This window comes from Haloleucobacter ellipsoideus, assembly GCF_052491725.1.
In genome coordinates, this window is record NZ_JBQWAR010000020.1 from 526543 (window position 1) to 545876 (window position 19334).

Here is a 19334-nt window from a genome sequence, read left to right on the forward strand (position 1 = left end):
AGGGTGGACAGTGTTTTTCCGGCAGGTGGAATGGTCTCGCTTTTCCGTATACTGCCGGGCACATGTCTTTCCTGCCGCCCATACTTCACGCGCGGCCCCCTCCCGGAGATGCTTCCATGACGGACAATACCCAGATGCCAGCGGGCGCCCCCGCCATCCGCACCATTGCCATGCCGGCCGATACCAATGCCGCGGGCGATATTTTCGGCGGCTGGCTGATGGCGCAGATGGATCTTGCCGCGGGCAATGTCGCCGCCCGCCGCGCCAAGGGCCGCACCGTGACAGCAGCTGTGGAAGCCATCAGCTTCATTTCCCCGGTCTTTGTGGGCGATGAGGTGAGCCTGTTCGCGGAAATCGAGAAGGTCGGGCGCACCTCCATCCGCATCGATGTCGCCGCATGGCGGCGGGATCGCGGATCGAGCGAGGCCGTAAAGGTCACGCAGGCAGTGTTCACCTGTGTCGCCGTGGACAAGGATGGCCATCCCCGGCCCCTGCCGCCCGAAGGCGCATGAGCCACCCCACCCGGAAAAGAGGCGTTGTGGAGCACCGGCTTCACAAGGCCTCCCGTCCCTCCGCGCCATAAAGGCTCGGCCGGCGCGGGCCATGTGCCGCCCGCTTCACGTTCCGCGCGGCTTGGCCCGGCTTGTCGGCGGGGCCTGTGCCGGGTCTTCCGGCCATGGATGCCTGGGATAGCGCCCGCGCATGTCCGCCCGCACATCCTTCCAGGAGCCGCGCCAGAATTGCGGCAGGTCTTTCGTCACCTGGATCGGACGATGGGCGGGAGACAGCAGCGCCAGCGTCAGCGGCACACGCCCGCCCGCCATGGCCGGATGTGTCTTCAGCCCGAACAGCTCCTGCACCCGCACGCTCACCTGCGGCCCGCCCTCGGCGCCATAATCTATCGGCAGGCGTGAGCCGGTGGGCGCCGTGAAATGGGTGGGGGCCTCCTCCTCCAGCCGCTGGGCAAGAGCATAGGGCAAGAGCGCGTGCAGGGCATTGGAGATCTGGTCCGCGCCAATGCCGGAAAGGGATGTCTCGCCTTCAATGAAGGGGGCCAGCCATTCTTCCACGCTGGCGACGAGGGCGGCATCGGACAGGTCCGGCCATGGCTCTCCTTCCGCGGCGCGCAGAAACATGACCCGCTCGCGCCACTGCTGCAGGGCCGTGCTCCAGCGCAGCCTGTCCAGCCCCACAGAGGCAATGCCTGCGGCCAGAAGGCGGGCGGTTTCCCCATTCGCCTCCAGCTTGCAGGGCCGGCTGGCCAGCTGCAGCGCGCCGAGCCGGCGCACCTCCCGCGCGCGCACCGCATGGGCCGCCCTGTCAAACTCGATCTCGCGCCCGGAACGGATCTGCCCGGCGAACATCTTCTCCACCTCATCGGCATCAAGCGCCGCGGCAAGGGAGATTCGGGCGGATTCGGCCTTGCCGGATATGTCCGCCACCGCCAGAAAAGGCGCGCGGGCAAGGCTGGTGGCGGGGTCCATCATGCCGCCGCGCCCATTGGCCAGCAAAAAGCGTGTGCCATCCCCGCGCGCCTTGGCGACCCTGTCCGGATAGGCCAGCGCCAGCAGGGCGGCCGGCTCCGGCGCCTCCCCCGCAAGCGGCTCCGCATCGCGCTGCGCCAGCTCCGCCCAGCGCCCGGCCAGCCGGCGCGCATCCTCCGCCCGGCGGGAGCGATCGCGGCGGAAGGCCTCCAGCCGGTGAAGCAGATCCACATCATTGCCCCCCAGCCCGCGCTCGGTGAGCAGGGCGGCGATTTCGGCAGCGCGCCGCCCGCATCCCAGTTGCGCGCCCCTCACCACCATATGGGCAAGCCGGGGCGGCAGCGGCAGGCGCGCCATCTGCTGGCCAAGCGCTGTGACCGCGCCCGTCCTGTCCAGCGCGCCAAGCAGTTCCAGAAGCGCCCGCGCCTCGGCAATGGCGGGGGCGGGCGGCGGGTCCAGAAATGGCAAAGCGGCGGGATCACGCACCCCCACCCGCGCCAGATCCAGCACCAGCCCGGTGAGATCGGCGCTCAGGATTTCCGGTGTGGCGAAGGGCGGGAGGCTCGCGGTTTCACCCGCATTCCACAGCCGGTAGCATATGCCCGGCCCGGTACGGCCCGCACGCCCGCGCCGCTGATCCGCACTGGCGCGCGAGACACGCACGGTTTCCAGCCGGGTCATGCCCACATCCGGCTCGAAACGCGGCACACGGGCAAGGCCACTGTCCACCACCACCCGCACGCCCTCTATGGTGAGGGATGTCTCCGCGATGGAGGTGGCCAGCACCACCTTGCGACGACCGGCCGGCGCGGGCCTTATGGCACGGTCCTGCTCGGCCTGATCCAGCGTGCCGAACAGGGCCACGCAATCCACCGAGGGATCACGGATACTGGCGGCCAATATCTCCTGCGCCCGGCGGATTTCACCGGCACCCGGCAGGAAGGCGAGCACCGATCCCTCCTCCTGCGCCAGGGCCTGCAACACGGCGGAGGCCACCTGCGGGGCAATGGGCGCGCGCGCATCGCGGCCGAGATAACGGGTTTCCACCGGAAAGGCGCGGCCCTCGCTCACCAGCACCGGGGCCGGTTCGCCTCCCTGCCCCATCAGGGCCGCCACCCGCGCCCCGTCAAGCGTGGCCGACATGGCCAGCAGGCGCAGATCCTCCCGCAGCCCGCTCTGGCTGTCGAGCGCGAGAGCAAGGCCCAGATCCGCATCCAGACTGCGCTCGTGGAACTCATCGAAGAGAATTGCGGCCACATCTTCCAGCGCCGGATCATCCAGCACCATCCGGGTGAAGACCCCTTCCGTCACCACCTCGATACGGGTGCGGCGGGATATTTCGGCGCGCAACCGCACACGATAGCCCACCCGCTCCCCGACAGCCTCCCCCAGGGTCTGCGCCATGCGCAGGGCGGCGGCGCGGGCGGCAAGGCGGCGGGGCTCCAGCACCAGAATGCGCCGCCCCGCAACCCATGGCTCATCCAGCAGCGCCAGTGGCACGCGGGTCGTCTTGCCCGCGCCGGGCGGGGCGACGAGCACGGCGCCGGAGCGCGCCGCAAGCGTGGCGCGCAGCTCCGGCAGGATCACATCAATGGGCAGGGCTGTATCGAACATGAAGGGCCGCCTGAAAAACCGCCCCGCTCATAAAGCAGTTTCAGCCCACAAGGGAACCATGCGCGCCGGATGTGCCCGAACGGGCGGCGGATCTGCGGCAATCACCGCCTGTATGCGCCCTCTTTTCCACCTCCCGCGCAGCAACGTGGTTTCGGTTTTGGGCACAAAGGCTTAAAGAGAGGCAGTTGTGTCATTCAGCGGGAATCAGCAAAGCGATGTCCTCCGCCCCTTCCAGCCTCACCGACAAGGTCCAGCCCTTTTCCCTGGATGCCGACATCATCGCCGCCGCCTTTCTTGGCGCTGCCCCGGCCTATGTCACGGCGGAAGGGGAGCTGATTCTGGCCGGCGACGACCTGCGCCGCGTCCGCCTGCATGAGGGCGTGACCCTGTGCGCGGTCGCCGACAACACCCGCATCCTGACCGGCGGTGACGACGGCAGGGTGGTGGAGGTGCGGGCCGATGGCATTCCCCACACCGTTTCCGAGCACAAGGGGCGCTGGATCGACCGTATCGCCATCGGGCCGAACGGGGCGATCGCCTGGTCTGCCGGCAAAACCGCCTTTGTCCGCAATGCAAAGGGCGAGATCAGCAGCTTTGATGCGCCCTCGACCGTCGGCGGACTGGCCTTCGCGCCCAAGGGGCTGCGCCTGGCCATCGCCCATTATGGCGGGGTGACGCTCTGGTTCCCCAATGCGGCCGGCGCAAAGCCGGAGCGGCTGGACTGGAAGGGCTCGCATCTGGGCGTGCTGTTCTCGCCTGATGGCCGCTTCATCGTCTCCACCATGCAGGAGCCCGCCTTGCATGGCTGGCGGGTGGCTGATGGCGCGCATATGCGCATGACCGGCTATCCCTCGCGCGTGCGCTCCTTCGCCTTCACGGCGGATGGCAAATGGCTGGCCTCCTCCGGCTCGGGCGAGGCCATTCTCTGGCCGTTCCAGGCCAAGGATGGCCCCATGGGCAAACAGCCCGCCATGCTGGCGCCCTCGCCCTCCGCCCGGGTCAGCGTCGTTACACCGCACCCCACCGACCCGGTTCTGGCGATCGGATATGATGATGGCATGGTGATGATGGTCCGGATATCGGACGGTGCTGAAATACTTCTGCGCGCCCCGGATGGTCATCCCGTCAGTGCAATGGCGTGGAACGCCCCCGGCGGAGCCCTGGCTTTCGCCACAACACATGGCTCTGCCGGGCTACTCAACTTCTGATGACCCGGCAAAACTGTCCTTTACAGGTTAAAACGCCTCGGTCCGGGGGTGTTATTGCGCTGCACCACGCGCTATAGCTGATGCCTTACCTGTCTGCATCCCTCAGATTGGAGTCGCCGTATCATGAAGATCGAGGACGTCCGCCGCGCGGCCTATTCCATGCCGCTCACCAGCCCTTCATTTCCCCGAGGCCCGTATCGCTTCATTGATCGCGAATTTCTCACCATCACCTATCGCACGGACCCGGCCGCGCTCGCCAAGGTGGTGCCCGAGCCGCTGAAGTTCGATGAGCCGATCGTCAAGTATGAGTTCATCCGCATGCCGGACTCCACCGGCTTTGGCGACTATACTGAAACCGGGCAGGTCATTCCGGTGACCCTCGACGGCGTCAAGGGCGGATATGTGCTCGACATGTATCTGAACGACGAGGCTCCCATTGCCGGCGGGCGCGAACTGTGGGGCTTCCCCAAGAAGTACGCCAACCCGACGCTGGAAGTGGAAAAGGACACGCTGGTCGGCTCGCTCTATTATGGCAGCGTGCTGTGCGCCTCCGCCACCATGGGCTACAAGCATGTGGCCGCGGACCATGACGCCGTTCTGGAATCGGTGAAGGCACCGGCCTTCCTGCTCAAGATCATCCCTCATGTGGACGGCACCCCGCGCATCTGCGAGCTGGTCCAGTATGCGGCCGAGGATGTCGTGCTCAAGGAATGCTGGACCGGGCCTTCCGCCCTGGGCCTGTTCCCGCACGCGCTGTGCACCGTATCCCAGCTTCCGGTTCTGGAAGTCCTGTCCGCCGTGCATCTGAAGGCGGACCTCACGCTCGGCATGGGCAAGGTGGTCTACGACTATCTGGCTGACGGAAAGAAGTGAGGCGGCTGGCGGGAAGGGTGCGATGCCGCCCCTTCCCGCCCTGTCCTTTCCACAATCATCTCCGGCCTATCAGCCATCCATGCCCTTGCAGAAGAGAGGAACGACATGGTTCAGAGCACCAAGGAACAACTCCCCCCGGATCTGTGCGATATCGTGAACGAATACCAGCGGCTGGCCCTGGTGTTTCAGGGCGGTGGGGCGCTCGGTGCCTATCAGGCGGGTGTCTATGAGGCTCTGGCGGAGGCTGGCGCCGAACCGAACTGGATTTCCGGCGTCTCCATCGGCGCGATCAATTCGGCGATCATCGCCGGCAACCCGCCGGAGCTGCGTGTCCAGCGCCTGCGCGAGTTCTGGGAAACCATCTCGCACGGCAAGTTCGCCATGTGGACTCCCGAAGGGGACATCTTCCGCCAGATCCGCAACCAGCTCAGCGCAACCATGACGGTTCTGCGCGGACAGCCCGGCTTCTTCAGCCCGCGCATTCCCGGCCCGCTGCTGCAGCCGGCTGGCGCGAGCGGGGCGACCTCCTTCTATGACACCTCGCCCCTGCGCGAGACGCTGCTCAAGCTGGTGGATTTCGACCGCATCAATTCCGGCGAGAAGCGCTTCTCGGTCGGCGCGGTGAATGTGCGCACCGGCAACTTCATCTATTTCGACAACAAGGTGGATGTCATCACGCCGGAGCACATCATGGCCTCCGGCGCGCTGCCTCCCGGCTTCCCGGCCGTGAAGATCGACGGCGAGCTGTACTGGGATGGCGGCGTTGTCTCCAACACCCCGCTCCAGTTCCTGCTGGACCAGCCGGACCATCCCAGCGCGCTGGTCTTCCAGGTGGACCTGTTCAGCGCCCGTGGCCCCCTGCCGCGCGATATCTATGATGTGGCCGAGCGCCAGAAGGACATCACCTATTCCAGCCGCACCCGCTACACCACGGACGTGTTCCGCCGGGTGCAGGACCTGCGCGGCAAGCTCTACAGCGCCCTCCAGCGGGTGCCGGCCGACCAGCTCAATGATGAAGACCGCGAGCTGATGGATGAATATGCCGCATCCGGCCCCGTGAACATCTGCCACCTGATCTATCAGGAAAAGGCATATGAGCGCGAATACAAGGACTATGAGTTCTCGACCTCATCGATGCGCGACCACTGGCGCACGGGCTATGATGACACCATCAAGACCCTGCGCCAGCGTGACTGGCTGAAGATGCCGGCCAGCGACATCGGCATTGTGGTGCATGACGTTCACCACCTTTCGCGCGAAACCAATGATACCGGCCTGCGCACGGAAGAACACAGCCGCACCACCACGGAAGAGCACAACTGAGCCTCCGCCCTGTTTGGTGGATGCTTCAGACCACTGAAAGCCCCCGGCCAGCGCCGGGGGCTTTTTCATGGGGAACGGGCCATGCCGCAGGCCCCGTGAAGAGGCCGTGGCGGGTGAGGGTCAGGGCACCAGAATATTGCTGAACTGCCAGGGATCATCCCTGTCGATGTCTTCGGGAAACAGGGTCTGGCGGCCGGTCAGCGGGGTCCAGTCCGTATAGATGCCGGCCAGCGGGCCCAGATAGGGTTTCTGCACCTCAAGGCAGCGGGCAAAATCCATCTCATCCGCCTCGACAATGCCCGCACGCGGATTTTCCAGCGCCCAGACCATGCCGGCCAGCACCGCGGATGTGACCTGAAGGCCGGTGGCATTCTGCCCCGGCGCCAGCGCGCGCGTTTCCTCGATGGACAGCCGGGAGCCGAACCAGTAGGCGTTGCGGGCATGGCCATAGAGCAGCACGCCCAGCTCATCACGCCCGTCCAGAATGTCCTCCTCCTCCAGAATGCGCCAGCTGCCCTGGGCATGGCCGCCATTGCCGAACATCTCGCGGACAGAGAGAATGGCGTCATCACAGGGATGGTAGGCATAATGGCAGGTGGGGCGGTAGATGACCTTGCCCTCCTCGCGCACGGTCAGATAATCGGCGATCGAGATTGCCTCATTATGGGTGACAAGCAGGGCGTGCTGGGCCTGTGCTGTCGGGGTCCATGAGCGCACGCGCGTATCCGCGCCCGGCCGCAGCAGATAAATGCCCGCGCCACAGCCCTGCGCATGCGTGCGCGCAAGGGCCGGCAGGCGCTTCTCATGTGTGCCCCAGCCCAGCTCCGCCGGCTGCAATCCCTCGGCCACGAAGCCTTCCACCGACCATGTATTGACGAACTCGCCCATGGCTTTCGGGCGGCGGGCGCGCTGGGTGTCACGCTCGGCAATATGAATGCCCTTCACCCCGAGGGTTTGGGCCAGCCCGGCCCATTCGGCGCGCGTGGCGGGCAGGGCATGGGCCAGTCCCGTATCTGCAGCCAGATTCACCAGAGCCTGCTTCACGAACCATGACACCATGCCCGGATTGGCCCCGCAGGTGGAAACCGCCGTGCTGCCACCGGGATTGCGCCGGCGCGCATCCAGCAGGCTTTCGCGCAGCGCATAATTGGTACGCCCGGCCGGCCCGAGGGTTTCATCGAAATAGAAACCCTTCCACGGCTCGATCACCGTATCGATGTAAAGCGCGCCAATCTCCCGGCACAGTTCCATCATGGCAATGGAGGAGACATCAACCGAGAGATTGACGCAAAATCCCTGCCCCGGCCCGTTTGTCAGCAGCGGGGTGAGCAGGTCGCGGTAATTCTCCGCCGTCACCTCGGCCTGAATGAAACGGATACCGGCGGCTTCAAGGCGGGAGGCATGCGTGGGCAGAGGGTCGATCACCACCATGCGCGCGCGATCGAAGCTGAAATGCCGTTCGATCAGCGGCAACGCGCCACGCCCGATGGACCCGAAGCCGATCATCACGATCGGGCCGTCAATTTGCGCATGCACCGGCCAGTTTCCCATTTTTCCCGCCTTCCGTTTCGGATGCCCAGTTTTGCATTGCACGCGCGCGGGAGGAAAGGGAGCCCCATCAAAAACGGAACTGCCGCCGCATGCGCAGGGCACGCGACGGCAGTTCACGCGATGGAGCAGACACTGATATGACAGGCTGAAGCCTTTCACCTCATGGCGAAACGCTTTCGGCTTCCGGGCCGCGCATCATCCTGATGCACCCCGCTCATGCCCCGAAATGCGCCGGCGCGGGAAAAGAATCAGGACGCATTGCACGCCCTGCACCCGCCACGGCACATCCCCTGCCTGCGCCGCAGCCCGGCGCTTCAGTGGTCCTCATGGGCTCCACCGTGCAGTGATGCCTTCTCTCGGCAAAAGAACCGGCAAAAGGCGTTTCACCGAGCTTCAGCCTCAGGCCGACTGACGCAGCTCCACAGCGATGAGATCGTCGAGGGAGGGGCGAGCCAGCAGGCGCCCGGTGGGGCTGATGAGACCGCGCGCGCCTTCCAGCGCCCCGGTCTGCAATTCCAGCGCCAGCAGGCGGTGGCGATCGAACGCGCCGGGCATCCACAATGCGCCGGTTCGGGCACTGGAAAAGCCGAAGCGCTCATAATAGGCGGCATCCCCCACCAGCAGCACCGCGCCATGGCCCAGTGCGCGCGCGGCATCGAGGGCTGCGCGCATCAGCGCCCCGCCCAGACCATGCGCGCGGAACCAGGGGTGAACCGCAAGCGGCCCCAGCAGAAGCGCCGGGCAATTCACACCCGCGGAAATATCCCACAGGCGCACGGAGCCGACGAGACGGCCATCCGGACCATGGGCGACAAAAGCCAGCCCCTCGGACGGCAGACGGCCCTCACGCAGGCGTTCGGAAGCCTTGGCGCGCCAGCCTTCGCCCATGCACAATTCGAGCAGGGCATCGCGCGCGGCCACATCTTCCACGGATTCAAGCACAATGTCAGTCACCGGCATCTCCTGTGCCATAACCGAGACGTGAAGAACGCCACCCCGGCCACATGTGCGACCGGGCCTGAGCAAACCAGGCACAAGGATGGCTGCGGAAGACGAGGGGGTTTACCCCCTCCTCACGCCTCCGGGCGGCACAGCCGGAACCGGGGGAAGACGCAGCAGGCAGAACAGGGCGGCATGAGCGCGGGCGAAGGTCCACACCGGATGATCGGACCGTTCAACAGGCGCGGCCGCAAGGCCACCCGCCCGGAAGGGCACTCGATCTCCGGCCTCGACCCGGCCCATGCACCAGCCCTCGCCCAGCCATGGGGCGGGCGCAATGCCAGGCTGCGTTCGGGCGTGCCGGAGCACGCCCCGGCGCGTCAGATGACGTAGGACTTCAGCGGCGGGAAGCCGTTGAATGCCACCGCCGAATAGGTGGTGGTATAGGCCCCGCACGCCTCGATCAGGATCTTGTCACCGATCGCGAGGGAGAGAGGCAGCTCGACCGGCGTCTTTTCATACATGACGTCAGCCGAATCGCAGGTCGGGCCGGCAAGCACGCACGGGGCGGTGTCATCGCCGTCACGCGGGGTGCGCAGCGGATAGCGGATGGATTCGTCCATCGTCTCGGCCAGACCGCCGAACTTGCCGATGTCGAGATACACCCAGCGCAGCGCCTCACCCTCGGACTTGCGGGAGATCAGCACCACTTCCGTCTCGATCAGGCCGGCATTGCCGACCATGCCGCGGCCCGGCTCCATGATGGTTTCCGGGATACGGTTGCCGAAATGCTTGCGCAGGGAGGAGAAGATGGCTTCGCCATAGGCCTGCGCGGCCGGCACGTCCTGCAGGTAGCGGGCCGGGAAGCCGCCGCCCAGATTCACCATGGAGAGGGCGATGCCCCGCTCCGCGCATTCATGGAAAATGCCGGCGGCGGTGGCCAGGGCCCCGTCCCACGCATCAACATTCTTCTGCTGCGAACCCACATGGAAGGACACACCATAGGCGGCAAGGCCGAGACGGTGCGCATGCTCCAGCACATCCACGGCAAGGGACGGCTCGCAGCCGAACTTGCGGGAGAGCGGCCACTCGGCACCCGCGCCATCGCACAGGATGCGGCAGAACACCTTGGAACCGGGCGCCACGCGGGCGATCTTCTCGACTTCCTCATAGCAGTCGACAGCGAACAGGCGCACACCCAGCTTGAAGGCGCGCTCGATATCGCGCTCCTTCTTGATGGTATTGCCAAAGGAGATCTGATCCGCGGTGGCGCCAGTGGCGAGCACCATCAGGATCTCGTTGACAGAGGCGCAGTCAAAGCAGGAGCCCAGCTCCTGGAGCGCCTTCAGAATAGAAGCATCGGGATTCGCCTTGACGGCATAGAACACGCGGGTGTCCGGCAGCGCGCGGGCGAAAGCACGATAATTGGAACGCACAACGTCCAGATCAACCACCACGCAGGGACCGTCTTCACGTCGGTTGCGCAGGAACTCGCGGATGCGATCGGTCATGGTATCCTCCCAGTGACCAGAAGCCTCGTGATGCGCGGTGGGGCCCGCGCGCCGACAGGAACGAATGAGACACCGCGCCATCCCGGCGGCAGTTGACCCATCCGGGGCATGCATCCGTGCTTCCCGGCGATGTGGACACGCCTACGAAGCCACGAACCATGCCCGCTTCGCCGGTCTTTTCAACCGGCCGCATCATGGTACCGACAGCACATCTTCACGCACGGCATGACCCGGGCGAAAAAGACTGCGCGCGTTTGGAGAGGGAGTTCCCGCTCCGCACGGCCGGCAAGATGTAGCGCCTCTTCAGTAACGCAACCCTGTGGAGGGGCCGCCGAGACCAAAAAAGCCCTTACGTCGTTGCTTCAAGTCACGTCCCCCGCATTGAGGAGCGGGGTGGGCTGGTTCCCTCCAGCTTGTCGATCGTCCTGGCAGCTTTCCGGCCTCTTGTCCGGAGATCCTACCGACCGACACGTAACCACAGGCACGTGCGAATTTGGGCAAGGGCGGATTTAAGAGATTCGCCCTGACGATGCAAGAGGCAAATGACGAAAAATGCACCAGATCCTGCCTCTTTTCGTGTCAGCCTCCGGGATCCTACGTATTGCGCGGGGCGCAGGCGCGCCGGATCGCCGCGCCTGACCGATAAGGCCTTGATTAGAAGAAGATCAGGGCGCAATGTGCCCAATACTAGGATTAGAAGAAGTCGGGACAACCAAGCCCCGGCCCCCCGCCGCCTGCAGGGAATGGAATGAACTACGATCATTTCTTCATTGATGCCATTGACGCTCTGCGCAAGGAGCGCCGTTACCGGACCTTCGCCGAAATCGAGCGCGATGCGAGCCAGTTCCCGCGCGCGGTGTGGCATTCCCCCGGCGGCCCGCGTGAAATCGTGGTGTGGTGCTCCAATGACTATCTGGGCATGGGCTCCCATCCCAAGGTGGTCAACGCCATGTGCGAGACCGCAAAAGCGCGCGGCGCGGGCGCGGGCGGCACCCGCAACATCTCCGGCAACAGCCATGAGATCGTGAATCTGGAGCGCGAGCTGGCGGACCTGCACGGCAAGGAATCCGGCCTCGTCTTCACCTCCGGCTACATCTCCAACGCCACCGGCATCTCCACCATCGTGAAGCTGATTCCCGATTGCGTGGTGATCTCCGATGAGCTGAACCACAATTCCATGATCGAGGGCGTGCGCCAGGGCGGCCGGCAGAAGGCCATCTTCCGCCATAACGACCTTGAGCATCTCGAGGAACTGCTGATCGCGGCGGGCGACCGTCCCAAGCTGGTCGCTTTCGAGAGCGTCTATTCCATGGATGGCGACATCGCCCCCATCGCGGAAATCTGCGATCTGGCCGAGCGCTATGGCGCCATGACCTATCTGGATGAAGTGCATGCCGTTGGCATGTATGGCGCACGCGGCGGCGGTGTCGCCGAGCGTGATGGCGTGATGCACCGGGTGGATGTCATCGAGGGTACGCTGGGCAAGGCCTTCGGCGTCATCGGCGGCTATATCACCGGCAAGCGCGTCATCATTGATGCCGTGCGTTCCTATGCACCGGGCTTCATCTTCACCACCGCCCTGCCTCCGGCCATTTCGGCGGCGGCGGCTGCATCCGTGCGCCACCTGAAGGAATCCCAGGTGGAGCGCGAGGGCCAGCGCGCCCAGGTGGCCAAGGTCAAGGCGGCCTTTACCGCCGCGGGCCTGCCGCAGATGAACACCGACACCCACATCATTCCGCTGATGGTGGGCGATGCCAAGGCCTGCAAGATGGCGACCGATCTGCTGCTGGCGGAATATGGCATCTATATCCAGCCCATCAATTACCCCACCGTGCCGCGCGGCACGGAGCGGCTGCGCATCACTCCCACCCCCTTCCATGATGACGCGCTGATCGCGCATCTGGTCCGGGCGCTGAGCGATGTGTGGGAGCGGCTGGAGTTGCCTTATGCCGACCGTCTGGCGGAACAGAGCCGCTCGCGCCGCGTGGCGCTTGGGCCGGCCCCCATTCCGGTTCCGGTCGCTGGCGGCTGACCGTTACGCGCACTGCAGATTTTCAAAGCCCCGGTCAAAAACCGGGGCTTTTTTGTGCGCCGGTCCTGCCGGATGATGGAACCCTCCGCATGAATGGATGAACGCGATGCGGGCCGGTCATGTCCCCGCGCACGGCTCAGACCGGTTCGGCCACCACGATATAATCATGCCCGTGGCGAATGCCGCCATACTGGCGCACATGCGCCAGAGCCCGCTGCCGCAACTGCTCCACATGCTCCAGCATCGCCGCGGCCATCTTCCCGTCCTGGAAGCGGTCCGCATTGCGCACGCACATGTCGAGCTGCCCGTTGACGAAGCGCTCCCCATAGCGAATGGCGATTTTCTCCGCGGAGATGATGCGAAAGCGGGCAGATTCAAGATGGCGCAGGGTCCAGTCCATGGGATATTCGCGATAAGGCTGCGCCCCGGCCAGAAGCAGGCAGGCATCACGCACCCGCCCGATCATGCTCACAAGCTGGCCATCCACATCCGCCGGCCAGCGGTGGACATATGGCTCCAGCCCGATGACATATAACCGGCCATCCACCATCGGCCGCAATCTTTCAAAGAGACGATCCTGCCAATAGGGCGAGAAGCCCTCGATGGCACCCAGAAGATAATCCGCCAGAACGGTATCATAACGCTGCCCGGCGAGAAATTCGGGATCAGACCAGTTGCCGATGACGATGCGGTCATCCTCCCGCATCCGTTCGCCAACCTCCAGCCGTGTCTGCCGGGCCATGGATGATGCCCCGGTCACCGCTGTCCAGCGTTCCGTTTCAAGCCCCAGAAGCCAGCGCATCGAGCTGCGCCCCGTGCCCGCATCCAGCACTGCACCCCATGGCCGCTCGCCATGCAAGGCTGCGATACGGTCGAACAACGAAGACACGATCAAGCTCCCGATATTCCGCGCGCATGGCCACAGATGGCGGCCATGCGGATGATGACAGAAGGCTGCCCGCCGGAACGGGCCTGCGGCAGCACGCCTGTCATCGGATGAAAGAACCGTGTGAGCCCTCCCTCACCGGCCTGTCTCAGTCGATCCGCTTCAGCCCCTTGGCGAAGCGTTCGGCATTGCGCTGGTAGCTTTCGGCGCTGAGGGTGAGGCGGCGAATGGTCTCCTCATCCAGCGCCCGCACGGCCCGCGCGGGTGAGCCGACAATGAGGGAATTGCCCTCGAAACTCTTGTTTTCCGTCACCAGCGCATTCGCGCCCACAATGCTGTTTGCGCCAATGCTCGCGCCATTGAGAATGGTGGAGCCCATGCCGATGAGGGTGTTGTCGCCAATCACGCACCCATGCAGCATCACCTTGTGGCCCACGGTGACATTGCGCCCGAGGGTCATGGGAATGCCGAGATCGGTGTGCAGCACGCTGTTGTCCTGCACATTGGTGCCTTCACCCACGATCAGCGGATCATTGTCGCCGCGCAGCACCGCGCCGAACCATACGCTTGCCCCTTCCTTGATGATGACATTGCCGATGAGTACGGCGGTCGGCGCGATCCAGTAATTTCCGGATGCTGGCAACTGGGGTTCAATGCCATCAAGAGAATAAAGCGGCATGGTCGATTTCCTCCAACAGGCAGCCGGCGCCCCCTGGCGCCTGCCCTGCCTTCACATTCTTGCGAGGTCTGCCACATTCCATGGTGAAAGGGCAAACCGGCCGGTAGCCAGACCAGCTTTAGAATGTTTCAGCGCCGCAGGGAAACCGGAAAATCGCCTCTCGCCGGCGCCCATCCCTGTCCGGATGGCACCATCATCGCCACGGCCGGCCCGCGTGCAGATGTCTGCCCCTCCCCGGGAAGACCATCGGGCGCATTGAAGCTGTAGCCAAAAAGATATAGCTTATACGCGCTTGCCATGACGCATGCTGGCCGTGCCATGGCCACATGAAACCTGGCCACCGAAAAGGATATGACCATCATGAAGGTTTCCGCGCGCAACGCCTTCCCCGGCAAGATCCTCGAAATCAAGAAGGGCGCGACCACCGCCCATGTGGTGCTGGATGTGCAGGGCCTGAAGGTCACGGCCTCCATCACCAATGAGGCCGTGGACGATCTGAACCTGAAGGTGGGCGATGAAGCCACCGCCATCGTCAAGGCATCGGACGTTCTCGTCGCCGTGAAGTGAGTTCACCGCACAGGGCCTGCCATGCCGCGCATGGCCGGGCCCGGAAAAGGAAAGGCCGGCGGGGCAAACCCGACCGGCCTTTCTTTTCGATCCCGTCCGGCGGCTCTTCAGCGCCGGGCAGATGGCTCGGTGATGCAGGGCGCGGCCAGCTGCGGGGCGGGCGACTGAAGCGCCCATTCCCCCATGCCCTCACCCCTCTTCGCGACAGATCACCTGATCCCAGCTCACCTGGCCACAGTTCACCTGACCACAGTTCACTTGGCCGCGGCGGCAGAAACGAGGCGTGCCTCTTCCATCTGCAGGGTCTGGATGACCTGCGTGCCGAAGACGTTCACGAACTCCTTCTGCTGCGGGGCTTCCAGCGCCTTGTCCGCGGACACGACCGTGCAATAGGCCGAGATCAGCGCATTGGCGGCGGTAGCGAGATTGGCGTTCGGCACATCGCTCATGAAGGTCTGGGCCAGCTTGGCGGCGGCATCGCCATCCACCGGCAGCTTGGCCGGGGTGCCGAGAATCTTCACACCGGCAGCGGCCAGATCCTGGGGAATGCCGGCAGCCTCGGTCGAGGGGCAGGACAGCGGGCCATCCTGGGTGGCCGGCTGGCGCAGCACCAGTGAATCGCCGGTGGAAACCGCCCACACGATCGGCTGGGCGCTCACCTTGCCGCGCAGGGTCCGCGGGAACACGTCATCAGCGGCCTGCAGGATGAAGCGGCGCAGCTCACCCACGCGGGTGTAGTAGGGCGCATCGCTCTTGGCCACCACCGGGCAATAGGCCGCCGCCAGCGCATCCACCACCACGGCGGGGCCGGCCTTCGGGTCATCATTGCGATAGGCATCCACCAGAACCGGGATGGAGCGCTCGCCACCGGCCAGCATGGCCGAGAGGCTGGCCACTGCCTTCGGGTCCGGCGCGCCATAGGAGCCGGGCTCGCCACCCACCACCGGGCAATCAAAGGTGGAGGCGGCCTGCGAGCCATAATCCGGCACATTGCGGGCCGAACGCAGCGTGCCCACCATCTCGGCGGTCACGGGCTGCATGGCGCTGGCCTTCAGCGCGCCGCGCAGATAATTGGCGAGATCGGCGATCTGCTGGTCGTTCAGGCGGCCGGCGAAAGCCGGCACGGCGGGCGCCTCACCATGGGCAGGCGCACCCGCCAGAAGGACGGTGATCAGCTCATAGGGCTCGGCAGAGCTGGGCGAGATGGAGGCGGCAACCCCCTTCAACAGGTTCTGCGCCAGCTGGTCCGGCCCCTTGTCCTTGTCGCAGCCGTCACAGGTCTCGACGATCAGCTTCTCGGCGCGATCAATATAGGCGGCCTTGGCGGCTTCATCCGCCAGCGCGGAACCGGCTGTGAAAACGGCGCCGGAAAAAGCAACCGCAAGTCCTGCATTCTTCAAAATCGTCCGCATCATATCCCCCAGCATGGGCCTGCCGATGCACGGCTTCTGCGCCTGCTCATACCCTTGGTCTGGACATCTTACAAATGACGAAGGCCAATATCAGCCCTTTTTCATGCCAGACGCGGCCCGAAAAAATGCGGCTTTAACCTCTGCCTCTATAGCCATGAGGTGAAGACGGCCCCGCTTGGGCACAGAGGACACAGCATGACCGCCCCCAAGGCTCCCCAGACCCCCGCGCCACAGAAGACCCCCGACACGGATTCGCTGCGCCCCTTGCCGGTCAACAGCCTTTCCCCCGACGAGGCCGCGCGCGAGCATGCAGCGCTGACCGACAGGATCCGCGCGCTGGATGAGGCCTATTATCAGGAGGACGCGCCTGACGTCTCCGATGGCGAATATGATGCCCTGCGCCGGCGCTATGAGGAGATAGAGGCCCGCTTCCCCGCCTTGAAGGGCACGGAGAGCCTTTCAAACCGCGTGGGCGCGGCCCCGGTGGAAAAGTTCGGCAAGGTCACCCATGCGGTGCCCATGCTCTCCCTCTCCAATGCGTTCTCCGATGAGGAGATTGCCGAATTCGTCGCCCGGGTGCGGCGGTTTCTGGCCTTTGATGACGAGGTGCTGGAATTCACCTCGGAGCCGAAGATCGACGGCCTGTCCTGCTCGCTGCGCTATGAGCAGGGCCGCCTCACCGTTGCCGCCACGCGCGGCGATGGGGCGCAGGGCGAGGATGTCACCGCCAATGTGCGCACCATTGCCGATATTCCACAGGAGCTGAAGGGCGATGATGTGCCGGACATCATCGAGGTGCGGGGCGAGGTCTATATGGCCGGGGCCGATTTCGAGGCGCTGAATGCACGGCAGGCGGCGGCGGGGGAGAAGCTGTTCGCCAATCCGCGCAATGCCGCCGCCGGTTCCCTGCGCCAGCTGGATCCGAAGGTCACCGCATCACGCCCGCTGAAATTCTTCGCCTATGCCTGGGGTGAAGCCTCCGCCCTGCCGGCGGAAACCCAGTTCGCCATGGTGGAGGCCTTCGGCCGCTGGGGGTTTTCTGTCAACCCGCTCACCATCATCGCCCGCTCCGCGCAGGAACTGACGCAGCATTTTCACCGCATCGAGGAACAGCGCGCGCGGCTGGGCTATGACATTGACGGGGTGGTGTGCAAGGTCAACCGGCTGGATCTGCAGCGCCGCCTTGGTTTCGTCTCGCGCTCCCCGCGCTGGGCCATCGCCCACAAGTTTCCCGCCGAACAGGCCATCACCATCGTGGAAGGCATAGACATACAGGTGGGGCGCACCGGCGCGCTCACCCCGGTGGCCAGGCTGGTGCCCATCACGGTGGGCGGCGTGGTGGTCTCTTCCGCCACCCTGCACAATGAGGACGAGATCGCCCGCAAGGATATTCGCGTGGGCGACACGGTGGTGGTGCAGCGCGCCGGCGATGTCATCCCGCAGGTGGTGCGTGTGCTGGCGGACAAGCGCCCGCCGCAGGCCCACCCTTTCGCCTTTCCCACCACCTGTCCCGCCTGCGGCTCCCATGCCGTGCGCGAGGAAGATCCGAAAACCGGCAAGCTCGATGCCGTGCGCCGCTGCACCGGCGGGCTCATCTGTCCGGCGCAGATGGTGGAGCGGCTGCGCCATTTCGTGTCGCGCAATGCCTTTGACATTGAGGGGCTGGGTGAAAAGCAGGTTCAGGCCCTGTTCGACTGGGGCCTGCTGGCCTCCCCCGCCGACATCTTCACTCTGGAAGACCGGAACGCCGCCTCGCTCCAGCGTCTGGAGAACCGCGAGGGCTGGGGCAAGACCTCGGTGAAAAAGCTGTTCGCGGCCATTGAGGGCCGGCGCAATGTGGCGGTGGACCGGTTCATCTTCGCCCTTGGCATCCGCCATGTGGGGGAAACCAATGCCAAACGGCTGATGCGCCATTATGGCACCGTGGAGGCGCTGGAACAGGCCGCCCTCACGGCGGTGACACCCGCACAGGAGCAGCTTGCCGCGCAGGCCAGCGCAGGAGATGACGCGCTTCTGCCCGGCCTGGCGGACACCGCCGCCCGTCCCAGACGCCTGAAGGGCAATGAGGCATGGCAGGAGATGACCAATATTGACGGCATCGGCGCTGTTGTCGCCGAAGGGGTGGTGGATTTCTTCCAGGAGCCGCGTAACCGTGAGGTGGTGGCCGCGCTGCTGTCCCATGTCACCCCCGCCCCGATGGAGGCGGTGGCGCGCGAAAGCCCGGTTTCGGGCAAGACCGTGGTGTTCACCGGTACGCTCGAAAAAATGACCCGGGACGAGGCCAAGGCCATGGCCGAACGGCTGGGGGCCAAGGTTTCCGGCTCGGTTTCCGCCAAGACCAGCCTGGTGGTGGCCGGCCCCGGCGCGGGCTCCAAGCTGGAAAAGGCGCAGAGCCTTGGCGTTGAGGTGATCAGCGAGGATGACTGGTTCGCCCTTGTGGGCGAGGCTGACGCAGAGGCCTGATCCGCGCCTTCCGGGAAGGAGAAAGCCGTGCAGGACCCCACACTCTTCTGCTCAGGCCTGCGGGCGCGGATCGAGACCTTTGAAAGGGAACACGGATACGGGCTCGGCTGGCGACTGCTGGCCAGCCCCGCCGCGGTTCTGGAGAAGGCCGATATTGCCTTTATTGGGCTGAACCCGGCCGGGCAGGTGCGCCCGCCGGACCACCCCGATCTCGCGCCCGCACAGGGCAGCGCCTACAGCACCGAAAGCTGGGCGGGACATGCACCGGGTGAAAGCCCGCTGCAAAAGCAGGCACGCACATTGTTTCACCATCTCGGCGTGCGGCCGGAACAGGTTCTGGCCGGCAATCTCGTCCCCTTCCGCTCCCCGAGCTGGGCAGAGCTGCCCCACCGCAAGGCGGCCCGCACATTTGGCGAGACGCTCTGGAAAGACATTCTCGCCCGCGCCCGGCCCCGCCTTGTCATCTGCATGGGCGCGGAGGTTTTCGGATCTGTGGGCCAGCTTCTGGAAGCCGGTGAGCCATGCGCCATCAGCCTCGGCTGGGGGAAGATCCAGGGTGCGCGGGCGCGGTTCGGGAGGGGGACCATCATCCGCCTGCCGCACCTTTCCCGCTTCCGCATCATCACAAGGGCTGAAAGCCGGGACGGGCTGAAAAGCCTCTTCGCCCCGGACTGGCGGCCATGATCCGGCACCGCCGGGCGGGCCTTATATATTCCGGGCAAACTGATGTATGAAACATCATAAATAAGGCTTGAGATCATAAAAGTGCGGGTGTAGCCTGAAGGAGTCTAC

Annotated in this window: 16 protein-coding genes; 9 read left to right on the top strand and 7 right to left on the bottom strand. The window is 65.1% G+C overall.

All coding sequences use genetic code 11. The features are described from left to right. The first annotated feature begins 116 nt into the window (after positions 1-116). Positions 117-512: an acyl-CoA thioesterase gene (locus ACT6QG_RS14245; protein ID WP_444978221.1), complete on the top strand. Its 396-nt coding sequence runs from the start codon at positions 117-119 to the stop codon at positions 510-512. A 105-nt stretch (positions 513-617) separates the two neighbouring features. Here ACT6QG_RS14245 and hrpB read toward each other — a convergent pair whose 3' ends face one another. Further along, positions 618-3098: an ATP-dependent helicase HrpB gene (hrpB, locus tag ACT6QG_RS14250; protein ID WP_444978222.1), complete on the bottom strand. Its 2481-nt coding sequence runs from the start codon at positions 3096-3098 to the stop codon at positions 618-620. A gap of 215 nt (positions 3099-3313) precedes the next feature. Here hrpB and ACT6QG_RS14255 point away from each other — a divergent pair, with 215 nt between their 5' ends. The 3 genes from ACT6QG_RS14255 (at position 3314) to ACT6QG_RS14265 (ending at position 6502) form a co-directional block, all read left to right on the top strand. Further along, entirely contained in the window at positions 3314-4306 is a 993-nt protein-coding gene (locus ACT6QG_RS14255; RefSeq protein WP_444978223.1) for a WD40 repeat domain-containing protein, read from the top strand. Between the two features lie 123 nt (positions 4307-4429). Continuing rightward, entirely contained in the window at positions 4430-5179 is a 750-nt protein-coding gene (locus tag ACT6QG_RS14260; protein WP_444978224.1) for an acetoacetate decarboxylase, read from the top strand. Between the two features lie 105 nt (positions 5180-5284). Beyond that, on the top strand, positions 5285-6502 hold the full coding sequence (locus ACT6QG_RS14265; RefSeq protein WP_444978225.1) for a patatin-like phospholipase family protein: 1218 nt from the start codon (positions 5285-5287) through the stop codon (positions 6500-6502). A 120-nt stretch (positions 6503-6622) separates the two neighbouring features. On the opposite strand, the gene ACT6QG_RS14270 is transcribed toward ACT6QG_RS14265, so the two are convergent. Both ACT6QG_RS14270 and ACT6QG_RS14275 read right to left on the bottom strand, forming a co-directional pair. Continuing rightward, complete coding sequence (locus tag ACT6QG_RS14270; RefSeq protein ID WP_444978226.1) at positions 6623-8053, bottom strand: homospermidine synthase; 1431 nt, start codon at positions 8051-8053, stop codon at positions 6623-6625. Between the two features lie 399 nt (positions 8054-8452). Then, entirely contained in the window at positions 8453-9013 is a 561-nt protein-coding gene (locus tag ACT6QG_RS14275) for a GNAT family N-acetyltransferase (RefSeq protein WP_444978227.1), read from the bottom strand. 174 nt (positions 9014-9187) lie between these two features. On the opposite strand from ACT6QG_RS14275, the gene ACT6QG_RS14280 reads away from it, so the two are divergent. Next, the gene (locus ACT6QG_RS14280) at positions 9188-9385 is read left to right on the top strand and encodes a hypothetical protein (protein ID WP_444978228.1); all 198 of its coding nucleotides are present in this window, start codon (positions 9188-9190) and stop codon (positions 9383-9385) included. On the opposite strand, the gene ACT6QG_RS14285 is transcribed toward ACT6QG_RS14280, so the two are convergent. Continuing rightward, positions 9373-10503, bottom strand: coding sequence for a type III PLP-dependent enzyme (locus ACT6QG_RS14285; protein WP_444978229.1), 1131 nt, complete (start codon positions 10501-10503; stop codon positions 9373-9375). The two genes, ACT6QG_RS14280 and ACT6QG_RS14285, sit on opposite strands and share 13 nt — an antisense overlap. A gap of 748 nt (positions 10504-11251) precedes the next feature. Here ACT6QG_RS14285 and hemA point away from each other — a divergent pair. After that, on the top strand, positions 11252-12535 hold the full coding sequence (gene hemA, locus ACT6QG_RS14290; protein ID WP_444978230.1) for a 5-aminolevulinate synthase: 1284 nt from the start codon (positions 11252-11254) through the stop codon (positions 12533-12535). A 136-nt stretch (positions 12536-12671) separates the two neighbouring features. Here the strand turns inward: hemA and ACT6QG_RS14295 are convergent, their stop codons facing one another. Together ACT6QG_RS14295 and ACT6QG_RS14300 are read right to left on the bottom strand one after the other, a co-directional pair. Continuing rightward, positions 12672-13424, bottom strand: coding sequence for a class I SAM-dependent methyltransferase (locus ACT6QG_RS14295; RefSeq protein WP_444978231.1), 753 nt, complete (start codon positions 13422-13424; stop codon positions 12672-12674). 145 nt (positions 13425-13569) lie between these two features. Beyond that, complete coding sequence (locus ACT6QG_RS14300; protein WP_444978232.1) at positions 13570-14100, bottom strand: gamma carbonic anhydrase family protein; 531 nt, start codon at positions 14098-14100, stop codon at positions 13570-13572. Positions 14101-14460: 360 nt separating this feature from the next. Here ACT6QG_RS14300 and ACT6QG_RS14305 point away from each other — a divergent pair, with 360 nt between their 5' ends. Next, a complete protein-coding gene (locus ACT6QG_RS14305; protein WP_444978233.1) occupies positions 14461-14667 on the top strand; it encodes a TOBE domain-containing protein in 207 nt (68 codons plus the stop codon). Between the two features lie 254 nt (positions 14668-14921). On the opposite strand, the gene ACT6QG_RS14310 is transcribed toward ACT6QG_RS14305, so the two are convergent. After that, a complete protein-coding gene (locus tag ACT6QG_RS14310; protein WP_444978234.1) occupies positions 14922-16082 on the bottom strand; it encodes a c-type cytochrome in 1161 nt (386 codons plus the stop codon). 192 nt (positions 16083-16274) lie between these two features. On the opposite strand from ACT6QG_RS14310, the gene ligA reads away from it, so the two are divergent. Together ligA and ACT6QG_RS14320 are read left to right on the top strand one after the other, a co-directional pair. Beyond that, positions 16275-18542, top strand: coding sequence for an NAD-dependent DNA ligase LigA (ligA, locus tag ACT6QG_RS14315; RefSeq protein ID WP_444978235.1), 2268 nt, complete (start codon positions 16275-16277; stop codon positions 18540-18542). A gap of 27 nt (positions 18543-18569) precedes the next feature. Further along, positions 18570-19226 (top strand): uracil-DNA glycosylase family protein, encoded by a 657-nt coding sequence (locus ACT6QG_RS14320; RefSeq protein WP_444978236.1) that lies wholly within the window; start codon positions 18570-18572, stop codon positions 19224-19226. The last annotated feature ends 108 nt before the right edge of the window (positions 19227-19334 follow it).